Origin of the sequence: Streptomyces sp. NBC_01142 (genome assembly GCF_026341125.1) — a bacterium.
GTDB lineage: Bacteria > Actinomycetota > Actinomycetes > Streptomycetales > Streptomycetaceae > Streptomyces.
On record NZ_JAPEOR010000001.1, the window covers coordinates 1,381,095 to 1,403,888 of the forward strand.

The following is a 22,794-nucleotide window of genomic DNA, read 5'->3' on the forward strand; positions in this document are numbered from 1 at the left end:
TCGGCGTACCCGGTTCATAGACGCGCGTCTTACACAAGCGTCTGTGAGCCGGGTACGCTGCTGTCATGGGACATCGTGAGGATCTGCTCGAAGGCGCGAAGCAGTGCCTGCTGGCCAAGGGGTACGCCCGGACGACCGCGCGCGACATCGTCGCCGCATCCGGCACCAACCTGGCTTCCATCGGTTACCACTACGGCTCCAAGGAGGCCTTGCTCAACCAGGCCTTCCTGGCGGTGACCGAGGAGTGGGGCGACGCGGTCGGCCCCGCGGACAAGGAAGCCCCCGACGCCACGGCGGATCCCCTCGAGCGCTTCGAGAAGATCTGGGAGCAGGTCATCGCCGCGTTCGACGCCAGCCGCCCGGTCTGGAAGCTCCAGCTGGAGGTGGTCTCGCGGCTCGACGACGACGAGGACCTGCGCAACGCCATCAAGGAGCCGCAGAAGCAGGGCCGTACGGGGATGGCCGAGGCGTTCCTGGGCATGGACCCGGAGGCCGATCCGGAGAAGGCCAGGGTGGCGGGGCTGTTCTATCAGGCGCTGGTGGCGGGCGTGATGATCCAGTGGATGGTGGACCCGGAGACGGCTCCCTCGGCGAAGGACCTCACGGACGGGCTGCGGGCGATCCTGGAGAGCAAGGCCTGAGTCCTCCCCTTGGCTCTTGTGCACGGGCCGCGATTCGATGAGCACGGGGGACGGCTGGGCCTCGGTGGCCCGTCACACGGTGATGACGACCTTCGCGCGCGCGTGCTCCACTTCGAGGTAGCGGATGGCCTCGGGTGCCTCGCTCAACGCTCCCGCAGGCAGGACACGGATCTGGCAGTGCGCATCGAGAGGCGGATACTGGGCCTCCTTACAGTCGTGCCGCCTTCAGGGCCATGTGCAGCAGCAGCCGGTCCTCGCCCTCCGCCAGGTCCAGGCCGGTGAGCTGTTCGACGCGCGAGAGCCGGTAGTAGAGCGTCTGCCGGTGAATGCCGAGCGCCGCCGCTGTGCGGCCGGCCTGGCCCGCGCAGTCCAGGAACACCTCGGCGGTGCGGGCTAGTTCCGTGTGGGCGGGGGTCAGCAGATCGCGTACGACCGGGTCGTGGGCCGCGTTCGCGGGGAGCGCCGTCAGCAGCCGGTACGGGCCGATGGCCGACCACCGGGCGACGGGGCCGAGGTTCGCCCTGGCGTGGGCGGCGCGGGCCGCGGAAGTCGCCTCCTGCCAGGCGGTGTTGAGCTCACCGAGTCCCCGGCGCGGGTCGGCGACCCCGCCCGCGACCCCGCCCGTGGCGCCGGCCGTGCCCGCGACCTCGCCCCCGCCCGCGACCCCGGCCGCCTCGCGGAGCCGGTCCGCCGCCGTGAGCGCGGGGGAGAGGGTGTCGGCCGAGCGGAGCCTGACCAGGACCGCGAGCGCACGCCCGCCGGTACCGGCGGGTGCACGGGCGACCGTGGTATCGGTGCCGTGGGGCGGCGTCCCGGCCGCGTCCCGCCTGCGCACGCCTTTCGCCGCGGCCGCGTCGCCGCCGTCCTGCGGGCGGCCCGCCGCGCGTTGCTCCGCACGGACATCGGTGCCGGCGTCGGGACGCCCCGCCCCCCACTCCACTGTGCACAGCGCCGCGACGCCCGGCAGCGAGCGCGCCGAGGGGGCGTCGTCCGCCGGCCACGGGGTCACGCACACCACCGCGTGCAGACCCTCCGCCTCCCCGCCGCCCAGAGCCGTACGCAGCGCCGCAACCGCCATGTCGTACTGCCAGCCGTGCTCCGCCGTGAGCACCGCGCGGAACTCCCGCGACAGATCCGAGCCCGCCCGCTCCTCGTCGGCGAGCAGCGTGCCGATCCTGACCGTCACCTCCATCGCCGCGGCCAGCTGTTCCTGGGTGGGACGGGGCTCCGCGTCGAGCAGCCATACGTAGCCGAGCACGATGCCCCGGTGGCGTACGGGCAGGCAGATCCGGTCGCGGAAGACCCCCGCGTCCGGGGCGGCCGGGATACGGACCGGGCCGGTCGCGCGCGCGATGCCGAAGCCCTCGAACCAGGCGCGGACCGCGGGGGTCGACTTCCGGGTCAGGATCGAGCGCGTCCTGACCGGGTCCATCGCACTGTCGTCGTCGCTGTCGTGCGCGCCGAAGGCGATCAGACCGAAGTCCCGGTTCTCCAGCGTCGCCGGCTCGGCCAGGAGCGCCGAGATCTCGTCGACCAGGTCCTGGTAATCGCCCTTCATCCGGACATTCTCGCACCCCCTTCAGACATATGTCTGAGATCCCGGCCACGGATGCGTGACAGCTGTCGATGGCAGAGGATCGGAGCGATCCTTAGGTTTCACGGTGGTTCTCCGTGCCGTTCCGGATTTGTTTCGGTTCCGGCCTCCTTCAACACCTGTTCCGTGGAGGTGCCCCGTGCTGGGTCCCGTGATCCTCGCCGCGTCCCGCAGCGACAAGATGCGCCGCTTCGTCTCGGCCGCCCCGGGGACCAAGCAGGTCGTCGGCCGGTTCATCGCCGGCGAGACGGTCGAGCAGGTCGTCCCGATCGTCAAGGACACCGTCGGCAAGGGGCTCGAGCTCACCCTGGATGTGGTGGGCGAGGACATCACCACGCGCGAGCAGGCAACCGCTGCCCGCGACGCCTACCTCGAGCTGATCGAGCACCTCGCGGGCCTCGGCCTGGGGACGAGGGCCGAGATGTCGGTGAAGCTGTCGATGTTCGGCCAGGCGCTGGAGGGCGGCCACGAGCTGGCGCTCGCCAACGTCCGTCCGGTCGTCGAGGCCGCCGCCGCGATCGGCACCACGGTCACCCTGGACGCGGAGGACCACACCACCCTCGACTCGATGTTCGCCATCCACGAGGAGCTGCGGAAGGACTTCCCGCAGACCGGCTGTGTGATCCAGGCGTATCTGTTCCGTACCGAGGACGACGCCCGCCGCCTCGCCGCGGCCGGCTGCCGGGTCCGCATCGTGAAGGGCGCCTACAACGAGCCCGCGACCGTCGCCTACCAGGACAAGGCCGAGACCGACAAGGCCTACGTGCGCATCCTGAAGATCCTGATGGACGGCGACGGCTACCCGATGATCGGGTCCCACGACCCGCGTCTTATCGCGGTCAGCCAGGAGCTGGCGCGCCGCGCCGGGCGCAAACTGGATGAGTACGAGTTTCAGATGCTGTACGGCATCCGCAGCGACGAGCATGTCCGGCTCGCGGCCGAGGGCCACCGGATGCGCGTCTACACGGCGTACGGCACCGACTGGTACGGCTACTTCATGCGCCGCCTCGCGGAGAAGCCGGCCAACCTGCTGTTCTTCCTGCGAAGCCTGATAACCCGTGGCTGACAAAACCGGCTGCTGCGGAGACTCTGCCGGGGATCCGGGGCTTGTCCCCCCGGCCGGCACCGTTTCCGCTCGATGATCACCAAGGGCCGAGCCCTGAACCCTCACAAAGGAGTTACGGAACTCATGGACGCTGTTACCCAGGTCCCCGCCCCGGTCAACGAGCCGGTGCACGGCTACGCCCCCGGTTCCCCCGAGCGCGCCCGCCTCGAGGTCAAGCTCAAGGAGCTGGCCGAGAACCCCATCGAGCTCCCGATGACGATCGGCGGCGTCCGGCGGATGGGCGGCGGCGACCGCGTCGACGTCGTACAGCCGCACAACCACAAGGCCGTCATCGGTACGTTCGCCGGTGCCACGCAGCAGGACGCTCAGGACGCGGTCGACGCCGCGCTCGCCGCCGCCCCCGCGTGGCGTGCGATGTCCTTCGACGACCGCGCCGCGATCATCCTGCGCGCCGCCGAGCTGCTGGCCGGCCCGTGGCGCGAGACGCTCGCCGCCTCCACCATGCTGGGCCAGTCGAAGACCGCGCAGCAGGCCGAGATCGACACCCCCTGCGAGCTCGTCGACTTCTGGCGCTTCAACGTCAAGTACGCCCGTGACCTGCTCGCCGAGCAGCCGCCGGCCAACTCGCCGGGTGTGTGGAACCGACTGGACCACCGTCCGCTCGAGGGCTTCGTCTACGCGATCACGCCTTTCAACTTCACCGCGATCGCCGGCAACCTGCCCACCGCCCCCGCCCTGATGGGCAATGTGGTGGTCTGGAAGCCGTCCCCGACGCAGACCCACGCGGCAGTGCTGCTGATGCAGCTCCTGGAGGAAGCGGGCCTGCCCAAGGGCGTCATCAACCTGGTGACCGGCGACGGCATCGCCGTCTCCGAGGTGGCCCTGAACCACCCCCAGCTGGCCGGTATCCACTTCACCGGCTCGACCAGGACCTTCCAGCACCTGTGGAAGACGGTCGGCAACAACATCGAGAAGTACCGCTCCTACCCGCGCATCGTCGGCGAGACGGGCGGCAAGGACTTCGTCGTCGCCCACCCCAGCGCCGACCGCGCCGTGCTGAAGACCGCGCTGACCCGCGGCTCGTTCGAGTTCCAGGGTCAGAAGTGCTCGGCGTCCTCGCGTGCCTACGTCCCCGCCTCGATCTGGAACTCCGGCTTCAAGGAGGAGTTCGCGGCCGAGGTCAACGGCATCACGATGGGTGATGTCACGGACCTGTCGAACTTCATGGGCGCCGTGATCGACGACCGCGCGTTCGCGAAGAACAAAGCCGCGATCGACCGGGCGAAGGAGGACCCGACCTGCACGATCGTCGCCGGCGGTACGTACGACGACTCGGTCGGCTACTTCGTCCGCCCGACGGTCGTCGAGTGCTCGGACCCGGGCAACGAGGTGTTCACGACCGAGTACTTCGGCCCGTTCCTCGCGGTGCACGTGTACGAGGACGACCAGTACGACGCCATGCTGGAGCAGATGGAGTCGGTGTCGGCGTACGCCCTGACCGGTGCGGTCGTCGCGAACGACCGTGCGGCGGCGGCGCACACGATGGAGAAGCTGCGCTACGCCGCGGGCAACTTCTACATCAACGACAAGTCGACCGGTGCGGTCGTCGGCCAGCAGCCCTTCGGCGGCGGCCGCGCGTCCGGCACCAACGACAAGGCGGGCGCCCCGCAGAACCTGATGCGCTGGACGCTGACCCGCGCGATCAAGGAGACGCTGGTCGCGCCGACGGACTACGCGTACCCGCACATGGGCTGACCGCCCCCGTAGAACCCCGCCCCCGTCCCGGCCCCCCCGCCCGGACGGGGGCGGTCCACGTTCGGCGGGTCTACGCTGCTGGGAGGGGGCGTTGGAAGGAGGGTGTGATGCCTGGTTCCACGACGCTGGGCGCCGGCCACGGAGTCGACTCGATCGAGCACACCGATGCCGTACGGCTGGCCTCCCTGCTGCGGGAGATGAGCGCGCTGATGACCGTGGACGGACCGAACCGGCTTACCGATGCGCAGGTCAGCGCCTTGTGCGGTGGTGAGGTGCATCATCGCCAGGAGTTCGGCGAATGGGTCGCGCGGGTTGCGAAGGACCTGAGCCTGAAGGTGGCGTGATGGCCCGCGGGAGAAAATCAAGGATGAGCGTGGCGATCTGAGGCGCGTGCGTCTCCAGCGCGAAATGGCCCGTGGGCAGAAGGTGGATCTCCGCGTCCGGGAGGTCGCGGCCGAAGGCCTTCGCCCCGGCCGCCACGAAGATCTCGTCGTACCCGCCCCAGACGGCCAGCAGGGGGACCCGGCTGGTGCGGAAGTACTCCTGGAAGGCCGGGTAGAGGTCGATGTTCGAGCCGTAGTCGGCGATCAGACCGAGCTGGATCGCGTCCTGGCCGTCCCGGGCCATCAGCGCCGCGTCGTGGTGCCAGGCGTCGGGACTGAGCAGGGAGCGGTACTCGGCCGGGACGCCGTGGGTGTACTGCCACCGGATCCCGTCCAGCGAGCGGATCTCACGGACCGGGGCCTCGGTTTCGGGTGTCCGGTCGGCGATCAGGGCGAGGACGGGGGCCCAGGCGTCCGCGCCGAGGCCCTCGCGGTAGGCGTTGCCGTTCTGGGTGACGATCGCGGTGATGCGCTCGGGGTGGGCGAGAGCCAGGCGCAGGCCGATGGGGGCGCCGTAGTCCTGGATGTAGAGCGCGAACCGGGTGAGGCCGAGCTGCTCGGTGAACTCGGCGGTCAGCACGGCGAGTTCGGCGAAGGTGTAGGGGAAGTTCGCGGCGGAGGGGGCCGCGGAGTGCCCGAAGCCGAGGTGGTCGGGGGCGATGACCCGGTAGTGGCCGGCGAGGCGGGGGATCAGATCGCGGAACATGTGCGAGCTGGTGGGGAAGCCGTGCAGAAGCAGGATGACGGGTGCGTCGGGCGCGCCCGCCTCCCGGTAGAAGATCTCGTGGCCGCGGACGGTCGCGGTGCGATGGTGGATCTGCCGCACGCTCATGATTAACCCCTCATGACTGCATAGCTGGTTATAGACATGAGGGGATCACGAGAGTGACTAACCTGTCAATGCTTCTTAGGAGGTTAGATCTCTGTCGGGGTCTGGTTCGGTGTCCGTGTCCGTGTTCGTGTCCGTGTCCGCGTCCGGCGCCTCGGCGAGGCGCTTGATGGCCGAGAGGCGGCCGTCCCACTCGGCGGCGACGCGGTCCATCCATCGGGCGGTGACCCCCAGCCGCGCGGGCAGGACCTGGTAGCGCGCCTCGCGGCCCTCGCGGCGGCCGGTGACGAGGCCGGCCCGGGTCAGGACCGCGAGGTGTTTGACGATGGCCTGCCGGCTGACCGGCAGTTCCGTCGCCAGGACGGTCGCGGTCGCCTCGCCGTGCGCGGCGAGGGCGTCGAGTATCCGGCGGCGGGTCGGGTCGGCCAGCGCGGACAGGACCTCGCTCACGGTGTCCTGCTCCGGGTCCCGGCCGGTGGCCTCCGGGTCCCGGCCGGAGTCCTCTGTGCCCCGGCCGGTCGCCTCCGCGCCTGTGTCCGCCGTCATGCCGCGAGTCGCTCCGCGTACTGCTTGATGTTCTCGACCTGCTCGCTCCAGCCTGCGGAGTGGCTCTCGTACCCGGCGGTGTCGGCCTTGTCCTCGGGGATGACGAGATCGGCGAAGCCGGTCTCCACCACGCGCAGACGGGTGCCGTCGCCGTCCGGGGTGAGAGTGAACTCCACGAGGGTGGAATTGCCCTCGACCGCCTGTTCCCCGGGGTGGGCGCTCGCCCAGCGGTACGAGAAGTGGTGCGGCGGGTCGACCTTCACGATCGTGGTCGGGAACTGCCCGTACGTGCCGTGGTCCAGGTGCATGGTGCCGCCCGGGCGCAGGTCGACCGGGGTCGGCTCGCCCTGTCCGAACCACGCGCCTACGTGCTTCGGCTCGGTGAGTACCGCCCACACGCGTTCCATGGGTGCGGCGATGGTGATTTCCCGTTCGATGCGGTCCCTGCTCATGGTTCCAGCCTCCTCTTCGACTAACGTGCTACCCAATGGTTGCACGTCACTCGGAACAGTGCAACCCATCGGTTGCACTACCTCTCCGCCCCGGTCGGCGTAGTGGGTGCCGGGTGCCGGGTGTGCCGGTGCGGGGCGCGCTCGACGGAGGCACGGCCCACACCCGTGCAACCGGCCATATTTCGTCACGCACGACCTGCCTCGCCGAGAAGTGAGTACCTGGTACGGAAGGGGCCTGGGAGGATGCGGCGTATGACCGTGTTACCGCGCACCGCCCACACCTTCGAGCTCAGTCCGGCCGAACTGCTCGAGATCCGCACACTGCTGACGGGCGCCTTCGACGGCGACTTCGGCGACGACGACTGGGACCACACCCTGGGCGGCGTTCATGCGCTGCTGTACGAGGACGGTGTACTCGTCGCGCACGGCAGTGTGGTGCAGCGCCGGGTGATCCACGCCGGTCGCTCGCTGCGCATCGGATACATCGAGGCGGTGGCCGTACGCGCCGACCGGCGGCGGCGCGGTCTGGGCGACCGGGTGATGGACGCGCTGGAGCGGGTGATCGACGGGGCGTACGAACTGGGCGCACTGTCCGCGTCGGACGAGGGTGCCGAGCTGTACCGGTCGCGCGGCTGGCAGCTCTGGGGCGGCCGTGTCGAGGCGCTGGGCCCCGAAGGGGCGGTGCACCTTCCGGAGGAGGAGGACTCCACCTTTCTGCGCCCGGCCGGGGGCCGACCGCTCCCGGAGACGGCCTCCGCGCTGCTCTTCGACTGGCGCGACGGGGACGTGCTCTAGCCGAGTGTCTGTGCCTGTGCCTGTGCCTGTGTCTGTGCTTTGACGAGCATCTTGCCCAGGTTCTCGCCCCGCAGCATGCCGAGGAACGCGTCCACGATCCGCTCGAAGCCCTCGACGACCGTGACATCGGGCGCGATCCGCCCGCTCTGCAGATGAGGAACGAGAAACTCCTCGAACTCCCCCTGCACATCGGTGTAGTTGCGCACCAGCACACCCTCCAGACGCAAAGACTTGTCCACCACGTCGAAGAGATTGCGCGGCGCGGCCGGCGGCTCGGCGGCGTTGTTGTACTGGCTGATCGCGCCGACCCAGGCGATCCGCCCGTGGTCGCGCAACGACGCGATCGCGCCCTCCAGATGGTCGCCGCCGACGTTGTCCACGTACGCGTCGATGCCCTCGGGTGCCGCCTTCGCCAGGAGATCGCGCACCGTACCGTCGTGGTAGTCGAACGCTGCATCGAAGCCGAGGTGCTCGGCGAGGTGGGCGGCCTTCGCGGCCGAGCCCGCGCTGCCCACGATCCGGCCCGCGCCCAGCAGGCGCGCGATCCGTCCCACGGCCGTGCCCACACCGCCGGCCGCCGCGGAGACGAACAGGTCCTGACCGGGGCGTAGTTGGAGGGTCCGGGTGAGGGCCACATAGGCGGTGAGGCCGGTGCCGCCGAGGATGCTGAGATACGCGGAGAGCGGGACCCCTGCGTAGGGCTGGATCGTGCGGGTTCCGTACGCCCCCGGTGTCACCAGCGCGTGCGTACGCCAGCCCTGCCGGTGGAGGACCAGATCACCCTCCCGCAGCCCCGGGTCGCGGGAGTCGACGACGCGGCCGAGGGTGCGGCCCTCCAGGGGGGTGTTCAACTCGAAGTCCCCGTCCATCATTTCGCGGTGGTACGGGTCCACGGACCAGTAGAGGTTCTCCACCAGCGCCGTACCCGGTTCGGGGGCGGGTACGGGAGCCTCGACGAAGGCGAAGTGCTCAGGGGTCGGGAAGCCGGTGGGGCGGGCGGTCTGCTGCACGGTGAGCGAGGTGGGCGAGGTGGGAGGGGCCTCCGAGGTGGGCGAGGCCGGCGAGGTGAGAGGGGCCTGCGGAGCCTGCGCGGTCTGCTTGATCTGCACGGTCTGCTTGATCTGCGTGGTCATGCCGTGACCGTAAACAAGGAAGCAGAGAGCCGGGCAGTAGGTTGCGTCGATGGAACCGCCGTTTCCATGAGCGGTCCTCATAGAACGAGGTGAGCGCCCCGATGCCCGACCTTGCCCCGCACGAACTGCGGGTACTTGTCGCCGTCGCGCATGCACGCGGGTTCTCCGCCGCGGCCACCGCGCTCGGCATGACCCAGTCCGCGGTCTCGCACTCCGTACGCGGCAGTGAGCGCAAGATCGGGGCTGTGCTCTTCGACCGCGGCCGACAGGGCGCGACTCCCACCGTCGCCGGCATCCGCGCCGTCGCGCACGCCCGGCGCATTCTGCGGCTGCTGGAGACGATGGGGGCCGAGGCGCGCGGCGCGGAAGCGGACACGGTGGCGGGGCCGCTGCGGATCGCCGCCTTCCGCAGCGCGGCTCTCCACCTGCTGCCGCCCGCGCTGGAGCGGCTCACGGCGCGGCACCCCGGCATCGAGCCGGAGGTGCGGATGGTGCGGGAGCTGGGGCGCGGCACGGCGGGCGAAGTCGCCGACGGGCACGCCGACTTGGGGATCGCGACGATCGGGACGACCTCGCCCGTGCCGCCGGAGCTGGTCGGGGGAGTGCTGCTGGAGGAGGGGTACGCCCTGGTCCACCCGGCCGGCCACGTCGCGCCCCGCTCACTGCCGCTGGTCGACTGGGCCGAGAACTGCACCTCGTACACGCGCGAGTGGTGGGCGGAGCAGGAGTGGCTCCCGAGGGCGACCGTCCAGGCGGAGGACGACGGAGCAGTGCTCTCGATGGTGAGCAGTGGTTTCGGGATGGCGGTGATGCCGGCGCTGTCCCTGAATGGAGCACCGCCCACTGTCGAGATCACTGATCTCGGACCGGACCGCCCGACCCGCTCCGTCGGCTATGTCACCACCCCTGAGCTGGCCCGCACGGTCGCCGTCCGGGCCCTGATCCGCGAGCTCAGAGGCCTTTACGGGACCTCTCCCGACGATCACCGTCTCAGATAGTAGGAAGTCCGAGTAATTGTGGAGACAGAAGCGCGTACCTGTCCTAGCTTTGTAGGAGCCGAACGTCTCGCTCGATCCAGCGAATGGCGGTCGTGAGTCAGTGCCCCGAGCAGGCAACCCCTGCGGCATCGCTCCCCGCCTCTTCCGGCGCCTCGAATCAATGTGATTCTCAAGGAGTCGATCATCATGCCCGCTGAGACCGCCCGCCGCGTCCGCCGTTCCTCCCGTACGAGCGAGTCCGACCGCAAGAATGCCGCCGCCGCCCTGCAGCGAGCTCTCGACCGCAGGGACAACGGTGGCGAATGGGGTCACCACCCTCGCTGAAAGCTGAAAGCTGAAAGCCGTGGGGGAGGGGCGCCGACCGAGCGCCTCACCTCGAAACACGCGATCCGCTTGCCGCGCTCGGCGAGCGCGGAGACCTTCCGTGACACGCAGGTACGGCTCCTTCACCGCGAAGGGCACCTGCCACGAGATCCGCATCCGGGATCGGGGCGCCTCCTACCGGCAGTCCACATGGCGGACACCACATGTCATGGGGTGGGACGGAGAGTAGGGTGCCGATATGTCTCGCAGCATCAATCTCGCAGTGATCCCCGGTGACGGCATCGGCCAGGAGGTCGTGGCTCAGGGCCTGAAGGTCCTCGCGGCCGCCCTCCCGCAGGATGTGAAGCTGGAGACCAAGGAGTACGACCTCGGCGCTCAGCGCTGGCACCGCACCGGAGAGACCCTCCCGGACGCGGAGCTCGACTCCCTCAAGAACCACGACGCCATCCTGCTCGGCGCGATCGGTGACCCGTCTGTGCCGTCCGGCGTCCTGGAGCGCGGGCTGCTGCTCAAGCTCCGTTTCGCCTTCGACCACTACGTGAACCTGCGTCCGTCGAAGCTGTTCCCCAACACCGCCACGCCGCTGGCCGGCCGCCCCGACATCGATTTCGTCGTCGTCCGCGAGGGCACCGAGGGTCCGTACACCGGCAACGGCGGTTCCCTGCGCACCGGCACGCCCGCGGAGGTGGCCACCGAGGTCAGCCTGAATACGGCGTACGGCGTGGAGCGCGTGGTCCGTGACGCGTACGAGCGGGCCAACTCCCGTCCCCGCAAGAAGCTGACGCTGGTCCACAAGAACAACGTCCTCGTCTACGCCGGTCACATGTGGAAGAACATCTTCGACAAGGTCGGCCAGGAGTACCCCGAGGTCACCACCGACTATCTGCACGTCGATGCCGCGACGATCTTCTTCGTCACCCAGCCGGAGCGCTTCGACGTCATCGTCACCGACAACCTTTTCGGTGACATTCTCACCGACCTCGCCGCTGCCGTGACCGGCGGCATCGGCCTGGCCGCGTCCGGCAACATCAACCCGACGGGCGCCTTCCCGTCGATGTTCGAGCCCGTCCACGGCTCCGCGCCCGATATCGCGGGGCAGGGCAAGGCCGATCCGACCGCCACGATCCTGTCCGTCGCCCTCCTGCTGCGTCACCTCGGCTTCGAGGCCGAGGCGGTCAGGATCGAAGAGGCGGTCGCCGCCGACCTGGCGGAGCGGGACGGCGCGAAGGTCCGTACGACGGACGAGATCGGCGACGCCCTCGCGGTACGAGTAGCGAGCTGACCTGACGGTTCCACTTCAGCCGCCGGGTCGCATTCGCACCCGGCGGCTTTTCCTGTGCGGCCTCCGGGTGTCACCATCATCCCCTGGGCCGCATTCACCTCGTTACTTGCACGGCCCCACGCGAGCGATAATCGAACGTGGGGCCGCGGCATGCGGGAAAGCTCGGACGTCCTAGCAGCAGTAGCGGCGTGAGCGCGGTCCGTCACAAACAACCGGTGAAGGACACTGCACTCATGACGACGCCCACGATCGAGCTCAAGCCCTCCTCGACCCCGCTGTCCGATGCGGAGCGCGAGGCGATCCTGGCCAGCCCCGGCTTCGGCCGCCACTTCACCGATCACATGGTGACGATCAAGTGGACGGAGGGGCGCGGCTGGCACGATGCCGAGCTCGTCCCGTACGCGCCGCTGTCGATCGACCCGGCCAACATGACGCTGCACTACGCGATCGAGATCTTCGAGGGGCTGAAGGCCTACCGCCGCCCCGACGGCTCGGTCGCCACCTTCCGCCCCGACGCCAACGCCGAGCGCTTCCAGCGGTCCGCCCGCCGGCTCGCCATGCCGGAGCTGCCCGTCGAGACGTTCATCGCGGCCTGTGACGCGCTGGTCCAGCAGGACAAGGAGTGGGTCCCGGAGCACGGCGGTGAGTCCTCGCTCTACCTCCGCCCCTTCATGATCGCGACCGAGGTCGGTCTCGGTGTGAAGCCCGCCAACGAGTACCTCTTCCTGGTGATTGCCTCCCCGGCCGGTGCGTACTTCCCCGGTGGTGTGAAGCCGGTCTCGGTCTGGCTCTCGGAGAACTACGTCCGCGCGGTCCCCGGCGGCATGGGCTTCGCCAAGACCGGCGGCAACTACGCGGCCTCGCTGCTCGCCCAGGCCGAGGCGGCCGAGAAGGGCTGCGACCAGGTCGTCTGGCTGGACGCGCTGGAGCACAAGTGGGTCGAGGAAATGGGCGGCATGAACCTGTACTTCGTGTACGGGGACAAGATCGTCACCCCGGAGCTGACGGGCTCGCTGCTCGCCGGCATCACCCGTGACTCGCTGCTGACGGTGGCCAAGGACCTCGGTTACAAGTCCGAGGAGGGCCGGATCTCCACCGACCAGTGGAAGCGCGACACCGAGAACGGCACGCTCACCGAGGTGTTCGCCTGCGGTACGGCGGCGGTCATCACCCCGGTCGGCTCGGTCAGGTCCGCAGGCGGGGACTGGACGCAGGCCGACGGGCAGCCGGGCGAGGTCACGATGAAGCTGCGCAAGGCGCTGCTCGACATCCAGCGGGGTGTCGTGGAGGACGTCCACGGCTGGATGCACGAACTGGGCTGACGCGCCCGGCCGGGTCCGGCCACGGAGGCCCGCCCCCTGCGCGCAGGGGCCCGTGCGGGGAGGGTCAGGGGACAGCCGCTTCCGGCTCCGGGGCCCGCGCCGGGCGGGTGCCCAGTGCCAGGTAGCTCGCCCCGCCCACGAGTCCCGACAGGATGAAACTGCAGTCCACACCGGCGGTCAGAGCCAGGAGCGGGCCCTCGTGGAGCGGGGTGGAGACCGCGCACAGGCCCACCGCCGCGCCCAGCGTCCAGGAGAGCGTGGCGCGCGGGTTCCAGCCGGAGCGGAACCAGTAGATGCCGCCCCGCGCACGGCGGTTGTAGACCTGCAGGGCCTCGGCGTCGTACACGCCGCCGCACCGGAGGTGGGCGATCATCGTGATCACCGCCCAGGGTGTCCCGATCGCGGTCAGCAGCAGCACGAACGAGGTCATCGCGGACTGCGCGTCCCAGGCGAAGTGCCCGAGGAAGACGAAGACCGTCGCGACGACGGCCACGACCAGCGTGGCCCGGGCCCGGGAGACGCGGGGCAGGATCGCGTCCAGGTCGAGGCCCATCGAGTAGAGCATCAGGCCCGCGTTGCCGACCGACCCTGCCGTCGCCGCCAGCAGCAGCGGTACCAGGTACCAGGCCGGGGAGGCGGCGACCAGCGGGCCCGCGTAGTCGAGCGCACCCCGGGCCGCGAGAGCCGTGTACGTACCGAAGAGCTGCGGGAGCAGCAGCCCCGCGCACAGCCCCAGACAGGTGGCCCGCAGCACCCGGCGCGGGCTGTGGCGCTGCGGTGAGATGTAGCGGGTGTAGTCGCCGAGCAGGGTGATGAAGGCGATCGGGCCGCTCAGCCCGGCGGCCACAGCGGACAGCAGCCAGGTCGGCCAGAAGGAGCCGAGCAGGTACGGCGTGTCCTGCGGGGCGGCCGTGGTGAGGTCGGGGGCGTACGCGATCAGCCCCAGCAGCAACAGCGCGGTCATGCCGATGGCGAGGATCTTGCTCAGCCCGAGCAGCAGCCGGTAGCCGTACACCGCGCCGACGACGGTGCAGGCGGCGAGCAGGGCGTAGACGAGGCCGTGCGCGAGGCCGCCGGTCGGCAGGCCCGCGATCCGCGCCAGCGTCCCGACCATCACATCTCCGCCGATCCACAGGGTCAGCGCGGTGTAGCCGAGCGACAGCAGCAGACCGACGACCGAGCCGACGAGCCGGCCGCGTACGCCGAAGGCCGCACCGCTGGAGGTCGACAGATTCGTCGCCGTCCGCAACGAGACCAGCGCGAGCGGCGCGGTGACCGCCACACCGACGACCGTGCCCGCGACGATCGACGTGACCGCCGGCCACAGGCCCAGCCCGAAGGAGACCGGCAGCCAGCCGAAGACGATCACGCCCAGGCACAGGTTCGATCCCAGCAGGATCGACACGAGATCGCGCGGAGAGCTGGTGCGTTCCGCCTCCGGGACGGTGTCGACTCCGCGCTGTTCCATCGGCATAAGGGCGCCCCTGAGGCTCGACTGTTTGAGTGCCGCTCAATGTGACGCAAGCGATGGTGGCACGTCAATGCTTCCGTGGAAAGAAACTCATGGTTAGAGTGTCGTTCAACCAGGAGGTGTGGTGACGTGCGACTGACCCCGACCGAGCGCGACCGGCTGCTGCTCTTCGGCGCGGCAGAACTGGCCCGGGCCCGCCGGGCCCGCGGGCTCAAGCTCAATGTCCCCGAGGCGACGGCGCTCATCGCGGACACCGTCTGCGAGGCGGCCCGCGACGGGCGACGGCTCGCGGAGGCGATCGAGGCGGCCCGCAGCGTGCTGGGCCCCGACGATGTGCTGCCCGGTGTGGCGGATGTGGTCACCGAGGTACATGTGGAGGCCGTCTTCGACGACGGGTCACGGCTCGCGGTCGTCTCCGCGCCCATCCGCGGCGCGACGGGCCTCGGCGACGGAGCGCCCGGCGCCGTACTGCCCGCGCCGCCGCGGACCGAGCCCGAGCCCGCCGTGACGCTGACCGTGCGCAACACCGCGGCAGTCCCGGTCAGCGTCACCTCACACTTCCATTTCTTCGAGGCCAACCCCCGGCTCGATTTCGACCGGGCGGTGGCGTACGGCATGCGGCTCTGCGTCCCCGCCGGGTCCTCGGTCCGCTTCGCCCCGGGCGGCGAGGCCGAGATCGGTCTGCTGCCCATCGGCGGCGACCGGATCGCGATCGGCTTCGCGGGCCTGGTCGACGGCCCGCTGGACGCGCCCGGGGCCAAGGAAGAGGCCCTGCGCAGGGCTGTGGCCTGCGGCTATCTGGGAGCGGACCGTTGAGCCCGGCCCTGCGTCCGGTTCCCTGTCCTGTCCAGCGTCCGGCCCCACATCCCGCCCTGCGTCCGGCCCCGCGCCCCGCTTCGCACCGCGCGCCGGACGCCCACCCCGTGCCGGACGCTCCCCCCCGTACCGAAGGCCCACTCCGCACCGGACGCCCACCACGAGCAGGAGGCCCGCCCATGACCGGCATCGATTCGTACGAGTACGCGGCCGTGCACGGTCCGCGCGCCGGAGACCGGGTCGTGCTCGGCGACTCCGGGCTGGTCGTGCGTGTCGGGTCGGACGCGCAGAAACCCGGCGACGAGTTCCTGGCCGGCTTCGGCAAGACCGCGCGCGACGGGCTGCACCTCAAGGCCGCCGCCGTACGCGAGACCTGCGACGTCGTCATCAGCAATGTGCTGGTCATCGATGCCGTGCAAGGCATCAGGAAGGTCTCCGTCGGCATCCGCGAAGGCCGGATCCGCTCGATCGGACGAGCCGGCAACCCGGACACCCTCGACGGCGTGGACGTCGTCGTCGGCACAGGCACCAGCATCGTCTCCGGCGAGGGCATGATCGCCACCGCCGGAGCCGTCGACACCCACGTCCATCTGCTCTCGCCGCGCATCATGGAGGCCTCGCTCGCCTCCGGCGTCACCACCGTCATCGGCCAGGAGTTCGGCCCGGTGTGGGGCGTCGGGGTCAACTCGCCCTGGGCCCTGCGCCACGCCTTCAACGCCTTCGACGCCTGGCCCGTCAACATCGGCTTCCTGGCACGCGGCTCGTCCTCGAACGACGCGCCCCTCGTCGAGGCGCTGGCCGAGGGCGGCGCGTCCGGCTTCAAGGTCCACGAGGACATGGGCGCGCACACCCGCGCGCTGGACACCGCCCTGCGGGTCGCCGAGGAGCACGACGTCCAGGTCGCCCTGCACAGCGACGGCCTGAACGAATGCCTGTCGGTCGAGGACACTCTGAGGGTGCTGGACGGCCGTACGATCCACGCCTTCCACATCGAGGGCTGCGGCGGTGGACACGTACCGAACGTGCTCAAGATGGCGGGTGTGCCCCATGTGATCGGCTCCTCCACCAACCCGACCCTGCCCTTCGGCCGGGACGCGGTCGCCGAGCACTACGGAATGATCGTCTCCGTCCACGACCTCAAGACCGACCTGCCGGGCGACGCCGCCATGGCGCGGGACCGGATCAGGGCCGGGACGATGGGCGCCGAGGATGTGCTGCACGACCTCGGGGCGATCGGGATCACCTCGTCGGACGCGCAGGGGATGGGGCGCGCGGGCGAGACCGTACGCCGCACCTTCGCCATGGCAGGAAAGATGAAGGCCGAGCTCGGCCCCATGGAGGGCGACGGCGAGCACGACGACAACGCGCGCGTGCTGCGCTACATGGCGAAGCTGACCATCAACCCGGCGATCGCGCACGGCCTCGCGCACGAGATCGGTTCGATCGAGGTGGGCAAGCTCGCCGACATCGTGCTCTGGAAGCCGCAGTTCTTCGGGGCGAAGCCTCAGCTCGTACTGAAGTCGGGCTTCCCGGCGTACGGCGTGACAGGCGACCCCAACGCCGCCACCGACACCTGTGAACCGCTGGTCCTGGGGCCGCAGTTCGGGGCGTACGGCGCGACGGCCGCGGACATCTCGGTCGCCTTCGTGGCGAAGGCGGCGACCGAGCTGGGCTCCGACCTGATGCCCACGCGCCGCCGCCGGGTCGCCGTGCGCGGCACGCGCGGTATCGGCCCGGCCGACCTGCGGCTCAACTCCCGGATCGGGGAGGTCGACGTGGACGGGCACACCGGGCTCGTCACTCTCGACGGCGCCCCGGTGCGCTCCGAGCCCGCCGACTCGATCTCTCTCAACCGCCTCTACTTCCTCTGAAGGAACCACCATGACCTTCCGAATGCCGCCCGAGTGGGCCCCGCACGAGCGCACCTGGATGGCCTGGCCCGGCCCCAATGCCACCTTCTCCGGTGACGACCTCGCCGAGTCCCGCGGGGCATGGGCCTCTGTCGCCCAGGCCGTACGCCGCTTCGAGCCGGTCACCGTGGTCCACAGCCCCGGCCAGGCGGAGTCCGCCCGCGAACTCCTCGGCCCGGACATCGACCTCGTCGAGCGCGAGCTGGACGATGCGTGGATGCGCGACATCGGCCCGACCTTCGTCACCGACGGCACCCGACTGGCCGCTGTGGACTGGGTGTTCAACGGCTGGGGTGCGCAGGACTGGGCCACCTGGGAGCACGACGAGAAGATCGCGCGCCATGTCGCGGACATTGCCGGCGTGCCCGTCCACAGCTCGCCGCTCGTCAACGAGGGCGGCGGCATCCACGTGGACGGCGAGGGCACGGTACTGCTCACCGAGACCGTGCAGCTCGGCCCCGAGCGCAACCCCGGCTGGAAGAAGGAGGAGGTCGAGGCCGAGATACACGCCAAGCTCGGTACGACCAGGGCGATCTGGCTGAAGCGCGGCCTGACCGCCGACTATCCGCCGCACGGCTTCGGCACCCTCGGCCATGTCGACATCGTCGCCGCCTTCGCCGGCCCCGGTGTGATCGTCGCCCACACCCAGCCGGACCCCTCCCACCCCGACCACGAACTCTGCAAGGAGAACGTGGAGATGCTGAGGTCCCAAAAGGACGCGCGCGGCCGCAGCCTGGAGGTCGTCGAGATCCCGGCCCCCACGGTGGTCAAGGAGGACGGGAAGTGGGTCGACTACTCGTACATCAACCACTACGTCTGCAACTCCGGCGTGGTGCTGTGCGCCTTCGACGACCCGCGCGACGAGATCGCGGCCGGTATCTTCCGCCGCCTCTACCCCGGCCGCACGGTCACGCTGGTCGACGCCCGGACGATCTTCGCGGCCGGCGGGGGCATCCACTGCATCACCCAGCAGCAGCCGCGGGTCTGAAGCCGAGCGTCCGAAGCGGCGGCGGCGGCACTCTCCCCACGGAAGACGTCGCCGCGCCGCCGAAGTCCATCGCCGCACAAGTCCCGCGCCGCTGAAGTCCATCGCCGCACAAGTCCACGCCGCCGGAGTCCCGCACCGCCGAAGTTCCGCGCAGCCGTACGACCGAGGACGGCCGGACCGTCGTCGCCGACGAGCGAGATCAGGTAGAACATACGGGTGAACGTGATGCGCTGTGCGGCGTGCGGCCGCGGTCCGACCACGCCGGTGCGGCTGCTCGATCTCCACTCGGACGCGGTGCGCGTGGAGGCCGCCGTATGACCCCCGCCGCCCGCCGGCGCAATGTCGCGCCGCCGCGCGAGGCGCTGCTCGCCGCCGCCATGGCCACCATCGCCGAGAGCGGGCTCGACGGGCTCACCATGGCCGGGCTCGGCCGCGAGGTCGGGATGAGCAGCGGGCATCTCCTCTATTACTTCCGCACCAAGGACGAACTGCTTCTCCAGACCCTCGAATGGAGCGAGAACCGCCTCGGCGCCGAACGCAGCGCACTCCTCTCCCGTCAGGCGCCCACCGCGGAGCGGCTCGCGGCGTACGTCGATCTGTACGTACCCCAAGGGCCACGCGACCCCCACTGGACGCTCTGGCTCGAGGTGTGGAACCGCTCGCAGAACGCCGACGCCGGGGCCCGCGCGCGGCAGGCGGCGATCGAGGGCGCCTGGCACCGGGATCTGGTGGCGCTGCTCGCCGAAGGCATCTCGCGCGGGGAGTTCCGTTCCGTCGACCCGGACCGCTTCGCCGCCAGGCTGCGCGCCCTGCTCGACGGCTTCAGTGTCCATGTCGCCGTCGGCATACCGGGCACCGGCCGTGCCCAGGTCCTCGCCCACGTACGGGAGTTCCTCGACGAGGCGCTCCTCACCGCCGAGAGCTGACCGACTGCCTCCGGCCGGTCGGGAACACAACGTACGCAAGTACTCCCGATCGTTGCGGCCTGCTCCCTTGTTCCACTTCCGGCCCTCCGGCACGGTTTCGGATCATGGGACGAGAGCAGTGGAAGAAAATCTGGGTCGGCTCGGCCGGAAACATGGTCGAGTGGTTCGACTGGTTCGTGTACGCGACGTTCGCGGTGTACTTCGCGGACTCCTTCTTCCCCAAGGGGAATGAGACCGCGAACCTCATGAACACCATGGGGATCTTCGCAGTCGGCTTCTTCATGCGGCCGGTCGGCGGCTGGCTGCTCGGCCGGATCGGCGACCGCAAGGGCCGCAAGGCCGCGCTCACCATGACCGTCACCCTGATGTCGGCGTCCGCGGTCCTCATCGCGATCGCGCCGACGTACGAGGTCGCGGGCTACGGCGGCGTCGCCGTCCTGCTGGTGGCCCGCCTCCTCCAGGGCCTGTCGGTCGGCGGCGAGTACGCGGCCAGCGCCACCTACCTCACCGAGGCCTCCGCGCCCGAGAAGCGCGGTTTCGCCTCCAGCTTCCAGTACGTGTCGATGACCGCCGGCCAGCTCGTCGGCCTCGGTCTGCAGATCGTCCTGCAGCGCAACATGTCCGAGGCGGCGCTGCACAGCTGGGGCTGGCGCATCCCCTTCGTCATCGGCGCGCTGGGCGCGGCCGTCGTCTTCTATCTGCGCCGGAACATGCTCGAGACCGAGGTGTACGAGGACTCGGGCGCGGCCGAGGACAAGGACCGCGGCACGCTGAAGGCGCTGTGGGCGCACCGGCGCGAGGCGTTCCTGGTGGTTGCCCTGACCATGGGTGGGACCGTTGCGTACTACACGTACACGACCTACCTCACCAAGTTCCTCTCCAGGAGCGCGGGCATGGAGAAGTCGACCGCCTCCCTGGTCAGCTTCTGCGCGCTGTTCGTCTTCATGTGCCTGCAGCCGCTGGCGGGCGCGCTCTCGGACCGGATCGGGCGCCGCCCGCTGCTGATCGGCTTCGCCGTCGGCTCGACGTTCCTGACCGTGCCGATCATGACGATGCTCAAGAGCGCGGGCACCTTCTGGCCGGCCTTCGCTCTGGCGCTCCTCGCGCTGGTCGTCGTCACCGGCTACACCTCGATCAACGCCTGTGTGAAGGCCGAGCTGTTCCCGACCGGCATCCGCGCGCTGGGTGTGGCACTCCCGTACGCGATCGCCAACGCGCTCTTCGGCGGTACGGCGGAGTATGTGGCGCTGTGGTTCAAGAAGGCAGGCATCGAGTCGGGCTTCTACTGGTACGTGGCCGGGTGCGCGGCGGTCTCGCTGGTGGTGTACCTGACGATGCGCGAGACGAGGGACATCGATCTGAAGAAGGTGGGCGCGGCGACGCCCCGGGACGACGCCCCGCTCCCGGCGCGGGTGCCGTGAGGCGGGCGCCGTAACCAGGGGAAGGACCCCGGACCCCCGTACGTCCCTCGGCCGTGTCCTCATCGCCGGCCGGGCCGGGTTGCCCGCCCGGGCGGGCAACCCAAGCCCCGCCGGCGATTGAGGCGCGGGGTCCGGGTGGAGCCCCGGTCACGGGCAGCCCGCATGCTGAGATGCTCGTCCGCCGGCCGCACGGCGTATGGCACACTGCGACCGTGCTCTCGTTCGCCATGATTATTGACAGCAGGCGCGCCGGTCCGCAGTGATCGCCTCGTACCATCACGTACGACGCGGCCACCGTGCCCCAGACCCGCGCGCAGACCTCTCGCACCAGCGAGGGGTTTTTTCGTTTTCAGGCCTCACCCCGGCCGAAGGCGAACCGCGCGAAGATGGGGGCAAGTGGAGCCAGAACTTCGGAGCCACTCATCCGACAGGAGTCAACACAGCCATGACCACTCAGGCCACGGACACGGACACGGACACGGGGACCGACGACAGCTTCCATGTCTTCGACACGACGCTGCGCGACGGCGCACAGCGTGAGGGGATCAACCTCACCGTCGCGGACAAGCTGACGATCGCCCGGCACCTGGACGACTTCGGCGTGGGGTTCATCGAGGGCGGCTGGCCCGGCGCCAACCCCCGGGACACGGAGTTCTTCTCGCGCGCCCAGCAGGAGATCACCTTCCGGCACGCGCAGCTGGTCGCCTTCGGCTCCACCCGCCGCCCCGGGGCCAAGGCCTCCGAGGACCCGCAGGTCAGGGCGCTTGTCGAGTCGGGCGCCCCGGTGGTCACGCTGGTCGCCAAGTCGCATGACCGGCATGTGGAGCTGGCCCTGCGGACCACGCTCGAGGAGAACCTGGAGATGGTCCGCGACACGGTCTCCTACCTGCGCGAACAGGGCCGCCGGGTCTTCGTGGACTGTGAGCACTTCTTCGACGGCTACCGCGCCAATCCCGAGTACGCCAAGTCCGTCGTCCGCACCGCCTCCGACGCGGGCGCGGACGTCGTCGTCCTGTGCGACACCAACGGCGGGATGCTGCCCGCCCAGATCCAGGCCGTCGTCGCCACCGTTCTCGCCGACACCGGCGCGCGCCTGGGCATCCACGCCCAGGACGACACCGGCTGCGCCGTCGCCAACAGCCTGGCCGCCGTCGACGCCGGCGCCACTCATGTCCAGTGCACCGCCAACGGCTACGGCGAGCGCGTCGGCAACGCCAACCTCTTCCCGGTTGTGGCCGCGCTGGAGCTCAAGTACGGCAAGAAGGTGCTGCCCGAGGGCGCGCTGGCGGACATGACCCGGATCTCGCACGCGATCGCAGAGGTCGTCAACCTCGCGCCCTCCACCCACCAGCCCTATGTCGGCGTCTCGGCCTTCGCCCACAAGGCCGGACTGCACGCCTCCGCCATCAAGATCGACCCCGATCTGTATCAGCACATCGACCCCGAACTCGTCGGCAACACCATGCGGATGCTCGTCTCCGACATGGCGGGCCGTGCCTCCATCGAGCTCAAGGGCAAGGAGCTCGGCATCGAGCTCGGCGGCGACCGTGAGCTGGTCGGCAGGGTCGTCGAGCGGGTCAAGGAGCGCGAGCTCAAGGGGTACACGTACGAGGCGGCGGACGCCTCCTTCGAGCTGCTGCTGCGCGCCGAGGCGGAGGGCAGGGCCCGCCGTTACTTCCGTACCGAGTCCTGGCGCGCCATCGTCGAGGACCGCCCCGACGGCACCCACGCCAACGAAGCCACCGTCAAGCTGTGGGCCAAGGGCGAGCGCATCGTCGCCACCGCCGAGGGCAACGGCCCGGTCAACGCCCTCGACCGGGCGATGCGGGTCGGCCTGGAGAAGATCTATCCGCAGCTCGCCAAGATGGAGCTGATCGACTACAAGGTCCGCATCCTCGAAGGCCGCCACGGCACCGAGTCCACCACCCGCGTACTGATCACGACGGGCGACGGAGGCAGCGAGTGGGCGACGGTCGGCGTCGCCGAAAACGTCATCGCCGCCTCCTGGCAGGCCCTGGAGGACGCGTACACCTACGGTCTGCTGCGCGCCGGGGTCGAGCCGGCGGAGTAGACCGCGCAGCCCCCGGGCCCCGCAGATTCCGCAGGCCCCGGAAGGTCCGCTCCGGAGCCGCCACTTCCGGC

The 22,794-nt window shown here is 70.2% G+C and carries 21 protein-coding genes; 15 read left to right on the plus strand and 6 right to left on the minus strand.

Annotated elements, in window-relative coordinates:
* The first annotated feature begins 65 nt into the window (after positions 1 to 65).
* Complete coding sequence (locus OG883_RS06505; protein WP_266536224.1) at positions 66 to 641, plus strand: TetR/AcrR family transcriptional regulator; 576 nt, start codon at positions 66 to 68, stop codon at positions 639 to 641.
* A gap of 208 nt (positions 642 to 849) precedes the next feature.
* Here OG883_RS06505 and OG883_RS06510 read toward each other — a convergent pair whose 3' ends face one another.
* Complete coding sequence (locus OG883_RS06510) at positions 850 to 2,199, minus strand: CdaR family transcriptional regulator (protein WP_266536227.1); 1,350 nt, start codon at positions 2,197 to 2,199, stop codon at positions 850 to 852.
* Positions 2,200 to 2,374: 175 nt separating this feature from the next.
* Between OG883_RS06510 and OG883_RS06515 the strand changes: the two genes are divergently transcribed.
* Both OG883_RS06515 and pruA read left to right on the plus strand, forming a co-directional pair.
* On the plus strand, positions 2,375 to 3,301 hold the full coding sequence (locus OG883_RS06515) for a proline dehydrogenase family protein (RefSeq protein WP_266536229.1): 927 nt from the start codon (positions 2,375 to 2,377) through the stop codon (positions 3,299 to 3,301).
* A gap of 123 nt (positions 3,302 to 3,424) precedes the next feature.
* Complete coding sequence (gene pruA / locus OG883_RS06520; RefSeq protein WP_266536232.1) at positions 3,425 to 5,056, plus strand: L-glutamate gamma-semialdehyde dehydrogenase; 1,632 nt, start codon at positions 3,425 to 3,427, stop codon at positions 5,054 to 5,056.
* A 249-nt stretch (positions 5,057 to 5,305) separates the two neighbouring features.
* Here pruA and OG883_RS06525 read toward each other — a convergent pair whose 3' ends face one another.
* The 3 genes from OG883_RS06525 to OG883_RS06535 form a co-directional block, all read right to left on the minus strand.
* A complete protein-coding gene (locus OG883_RS06525) occupies positions 5,306 to 6,271 on the minus strand; it encodes an alpha/beta fold hydrolase (RefSeq protein WP_266536235.1) in 966 nt (321 codons plus the stop codon).
* A 75-nt stretch (positions 6,272 to 6,346) separates the two neighbouring features.
* Entirely contained in the window at positions 6,347 to 6,718 is a 372-nt protein-coding gene (locus OG883_RS06530; protein ID WP_266541291.1) for a helix-turn-helix transcriptional regulator, read from the minus strand.
* A 92-nt stretch (positions 6,719 to 6,810) separates the two neighbouring features.
* Positions 6,811 to 7,266, minus strand: coding sequence for an SRPBCC family protein (locus tag OG883_RS06535; protein WP_266536237.1), 456 nt, complete (start codon positions 7,264 to 7,266; stop codon positions 6,811 to 6,813).
* A gap of 252 nt (positions 7,267 to 7,518) precedes the next feature.
* On the opposite strand from OG883_RS06535, the gene OG883_RS06540 reads away from it, so the two are divergent.
* Entirely contained in the window at positions 7,519 to 8,061 is a 543-nt protein-coding gene (locus OG883_RS06540; RefSeq protein WP_266536239.1) for a GNAT family N-acetyltransferase, read from the plus strand.
* On the opposite strand, the gene OG883_RS06545 is transcribed toward OG883_RS06540, so the two are convergent.
* Positions 8,058 to 9,170 carry an NADP-dependent oxidoreductase gene (locus OG883_RS06545; protein ID WP_266541293.1) on the minus strand — a complete coding sequence of 371 codons (1,113 nt, stop codon included), beginning with the start codon at positions 9,168 to 9,170 and terminating at the stop codon, positions 8,058 to 8,060. The two genes, OG883_RS06540 and OG883_RS06545, sit on opposite strands and share 4 nt — an antisense overlap.
* Positions 9,171 to 9,295: 125 nt before the next feature.
* Here OG883_RS06545 and OG883_RS06550 point away from each other — a divergent pair, with 125 nt between their 5' ends.
* The 5 genes from OG883_RS06550 (at position 9,296) to OG883_RS06570 (ending at position 13,120) form a co-directional block, all read left to right on the plus strand.
* On the plus strand, positions 9,296 to 10,192 hold the full coding sequence (locus OG883_RS06550; RefSeq protein ID WP_266536241.1) for a LysR family transcriptional regulator: 897 nt from the start codon (positions 9,296 to 9,298) through the stop codon (positions 10,190 to 10,192).
* 186 nt (positions 10,193 to 10,378) lie between these two features.
* Positions 10,379 to 10,516, plus strand: a complete 138-nt coding sequence (locus OG883_RS06555; RefSeq protein ID WP_266536242.1) for a hypothetical protein — start codon at positions 10,379 to 10,381, stop codon at positions 10,514 to 10,516.
* Between the two features lie 100 nt (positions 10,517 to 10,616).
* Positions 10,617 to 10,745: a hypothetical protein gene (locus OG883_RS06560; protein WP_266536243.1), complete on the plus strand. Its 129-nt coding sequence runs from the start codon at positions 10,617 to 10,619 to the stop codon at positions 10,743 to 10,745.
* A 9-nt stretch (positions 10,746 to 10,754) separates the two neighbouring features.
* Positions 10,755 to 11,798 (plus strand): 3-isopropylmalate dehydrogenase, encoded by a 1,044-nt coding sequence (locus tag OG883_RS06565; protein WP_266536245.1) that lies wholly within the window; start codon positions 10,755 to 10,757, stop codon positions 11,796 to 11,798.
* 233 nt (positions 11,799 to 12,031) lie between these two features.
* Complete coding sequence (locus OG883_RS06570) at positions 12,032 to 13,120, plus strand: branched-chain amino acid aminotransferase (protein ID WP_266536247.1); 1,089 nt, start codon at positions 12,032 to 12,034, stop codon at positions 13,118 to 13,120.
* Positions 13,121 to 13,184: 64 nt separating this feature from the next.
* On the opposite strand, the gene OG883_RS06575 is transcribed toward OG883_RS06570, so the two are convergent.
* Positions 13,185 to 14,594: a cytosine permease gene (locus tag OG883_RS06575; protein ID WP_266536250.1), complete on the minus strand. Its 1,410-nt coding sequence runs from the start codon at positions 14,592 to 14,594 to the stop codon at positions 13,185 to 13,187.
* 126 nt (positions 14,595 to 14,720) lie between these two features.
* On the opposite strand from OG883_RS06575, the gene ureA reads away from it, so the two are divergent.
* From ureA to cimA, 6 genes are all read left to right on the plus strand, one after another.
* A complete protein-coding gene (gene ureA / locus OG883_RS06580; protein WP_266536256.1) occupies positions 14,721 to 15,407 on the plus strand; it encodes an urease subunit gamma in 687 nt (228 codons plus the stop codon).
* Between the two features lie 179 nt (positions 15,408 to 15,586).
* Positions 15,587 to 17,278, plus strand: coding sequence for an urease subunit alpha (locus OG883_RS06585; protein WP_266536261.1), 1,692 nt, complete (start codon positions 15,587 to 15,589; stop codon positions 17,276 to 17,278).
* Between the two features lie 10 nt (positions 17,279 to 17,288).
* Positions 17,289 to 18,305, plus strand: a complete 1,017-nt coding sequence (locus tag OG883_RS06590; protein WP_266536264.1) for an agmatine/peptidylarginine deiminase — start codon at positions 17,289 to 17,291, stop codon at positions 18,303 to 18,305.
* Positions 18,306 to 18,619: 314 nt separating this feature from the next.
* Positions 18,620 to 19,231: a TetR/AcrR family transcriptional regulator gene (locus tag OG883_RS06595; RefSeq protein WP_266536267.1), complete on the plus strand. Its 612-nt coding sequence runs from the start codon at positions 18,620 to 18,622 to the stop codon at positions 19,229 to 19,231.
* 104 nt (positions 19,232 to 19,335) lie between these two features.
* Positions 19,336 to 20,652, plus strand: coding sequence for an MFS transporter (locus OG883_RS06600; RefSeq protein ID WP_266536270.1), 1,317 nt, complete (start codon positions 19,336 to 19,338; stop codon positions 20,650 to 20,652).
* A gap of 445 nt (positions 20,653 to 21,097) precedes the next feature.
* Entirely contained in the window at positions 21,098 to 22,723 is a 1,626-nt protein-coding gene (gene cimA, locus OG883_RS06605; protein ID WP_266536273.1) for a citramalate synthase, read from the plus strand.
* The last annotated feature ends 71 nt before the right edge of the window (positions 22,724 to 22,794 follow it).

What these genes read in the sequence shown, in the direction of transcription:
- OG883_RS06505 (WP_266536224.1), top strand. Translation starts at nt 66, where the DNA reads ATGGGACATCGTGAGGATCTGCTCGAAGGCGCGAAGCAGTGCCTGCTG.
- OG883_RS06510 (WP_266536227.1), bottom strand. Translation starts at nt 2,199, where the DNA reads ATGAAGGGCGATTACCAGGACCTGGTCGACGAGATCTCGGCGCTCCTG.
- pruA (WP_266536232.1), top strand. Translation starts at nt 3,425, where the DNA reads ATGGACGCTGTTACCCAGGTCCCCGCCCCGGTCAACGAGCCGGTGCAC.
- OG883_RS06525 (WP_266536235.1), bottom strand. Translation starts at nt 6,271, where the DNA reads ATGAGCGTGCGGCAGATCCACCATCGCACCGCGACCGTCCGCGGCCAC.
- OG883_RS06535 (WP_266536237.1), bottom strand. Translation starts at nt 7,266, where the DNA reads ATGAGCAGGGACCGCATCGAACGGGAAATCACCATCGCCGCACCCATG.
- OG883_RS06540 (WP_266536239.1), top strand. Translation starts at nt 7,519, where the DNA reads ATGACCGTGTTACCGCGCACCGCCCACACCTTCGAGCTCAGTCCGGCC.
- OG883_RS06550 (WP_266536241.1), top strand. Translation starts at nt 9,296, where the DNA reads ATGCCCGACCTTGCCCCGCACGAACTGCGGGTACTTGTCGCCGTCGCG.
- OG883_RS06555 (WP_266536242.1), top strand. Translation starts at nt 10,379, where the DNA reads ATGCCCGCTGAGACCGCCCGCCGCGTCCGCCGTTCCTCCCGTACGAGC.
- OG883_RS06565 (WP_266536245.1), top strand. Translation starts at nt 10,755, where the DNA reads ATGTCTCGCAGCATCAATCTCGCAGTGATCCCCGGTGACGGCATCGGC.
- OG883_RS06570 (WP_266536247.1), top strand. Translation starts at nt 12,032, where the DNA reads ATGACGACGCCCACGATCGAGCTCAAGCCCTCCTCGACCCCGCTGTCC.
- OG883_RS06575 (WP_266536250.1), bottom strand. Translation starts at nt 14,594, where the DNA reads ATGCCGATGGAACAGCGCGGAGTCGACACCGTCCCGGAGGCGGAACGC.
- OG883_RS06585 (WP_266536261.1), top strand. Translation starts at nt 15,587, where the DNA reads ATGACCGGCATCGATTCGTACGAGTACGCGGCCGTGCACGGTCCGCGC.
- OG883_RS06590 (WP_266536264.1), top strand. Translation starts at nt 17,289, where the DNA reads ATGACCTTCCGAATGCCGCCCGAGTGGGCCCCGCACGAGCGCACCTGG.
- OG883_RS06595 (WP_266536267.1), top strand. Translation starts at nt 18,620, where the DNA reads ATGACCCCCGCCGCCCGCCGGCGCAATGTCGCGCCGCCGCGCGAGGCG.
- OG883_RS06600 (WP_266536270.1), top strand. Translation starts at nt 19,336, where the DNA reads ATGGGACGAGAGCAGTGGAAGAAAATCTGGGTCGGCTCGGCCGGAAAC.
- cimA (WP_266536273.1), top strand. Translation starts at nt 21,098, where the DNA reads ATGACCACTCAGGCCACGGACACGGACACGGACACGGGGACCGACGAC.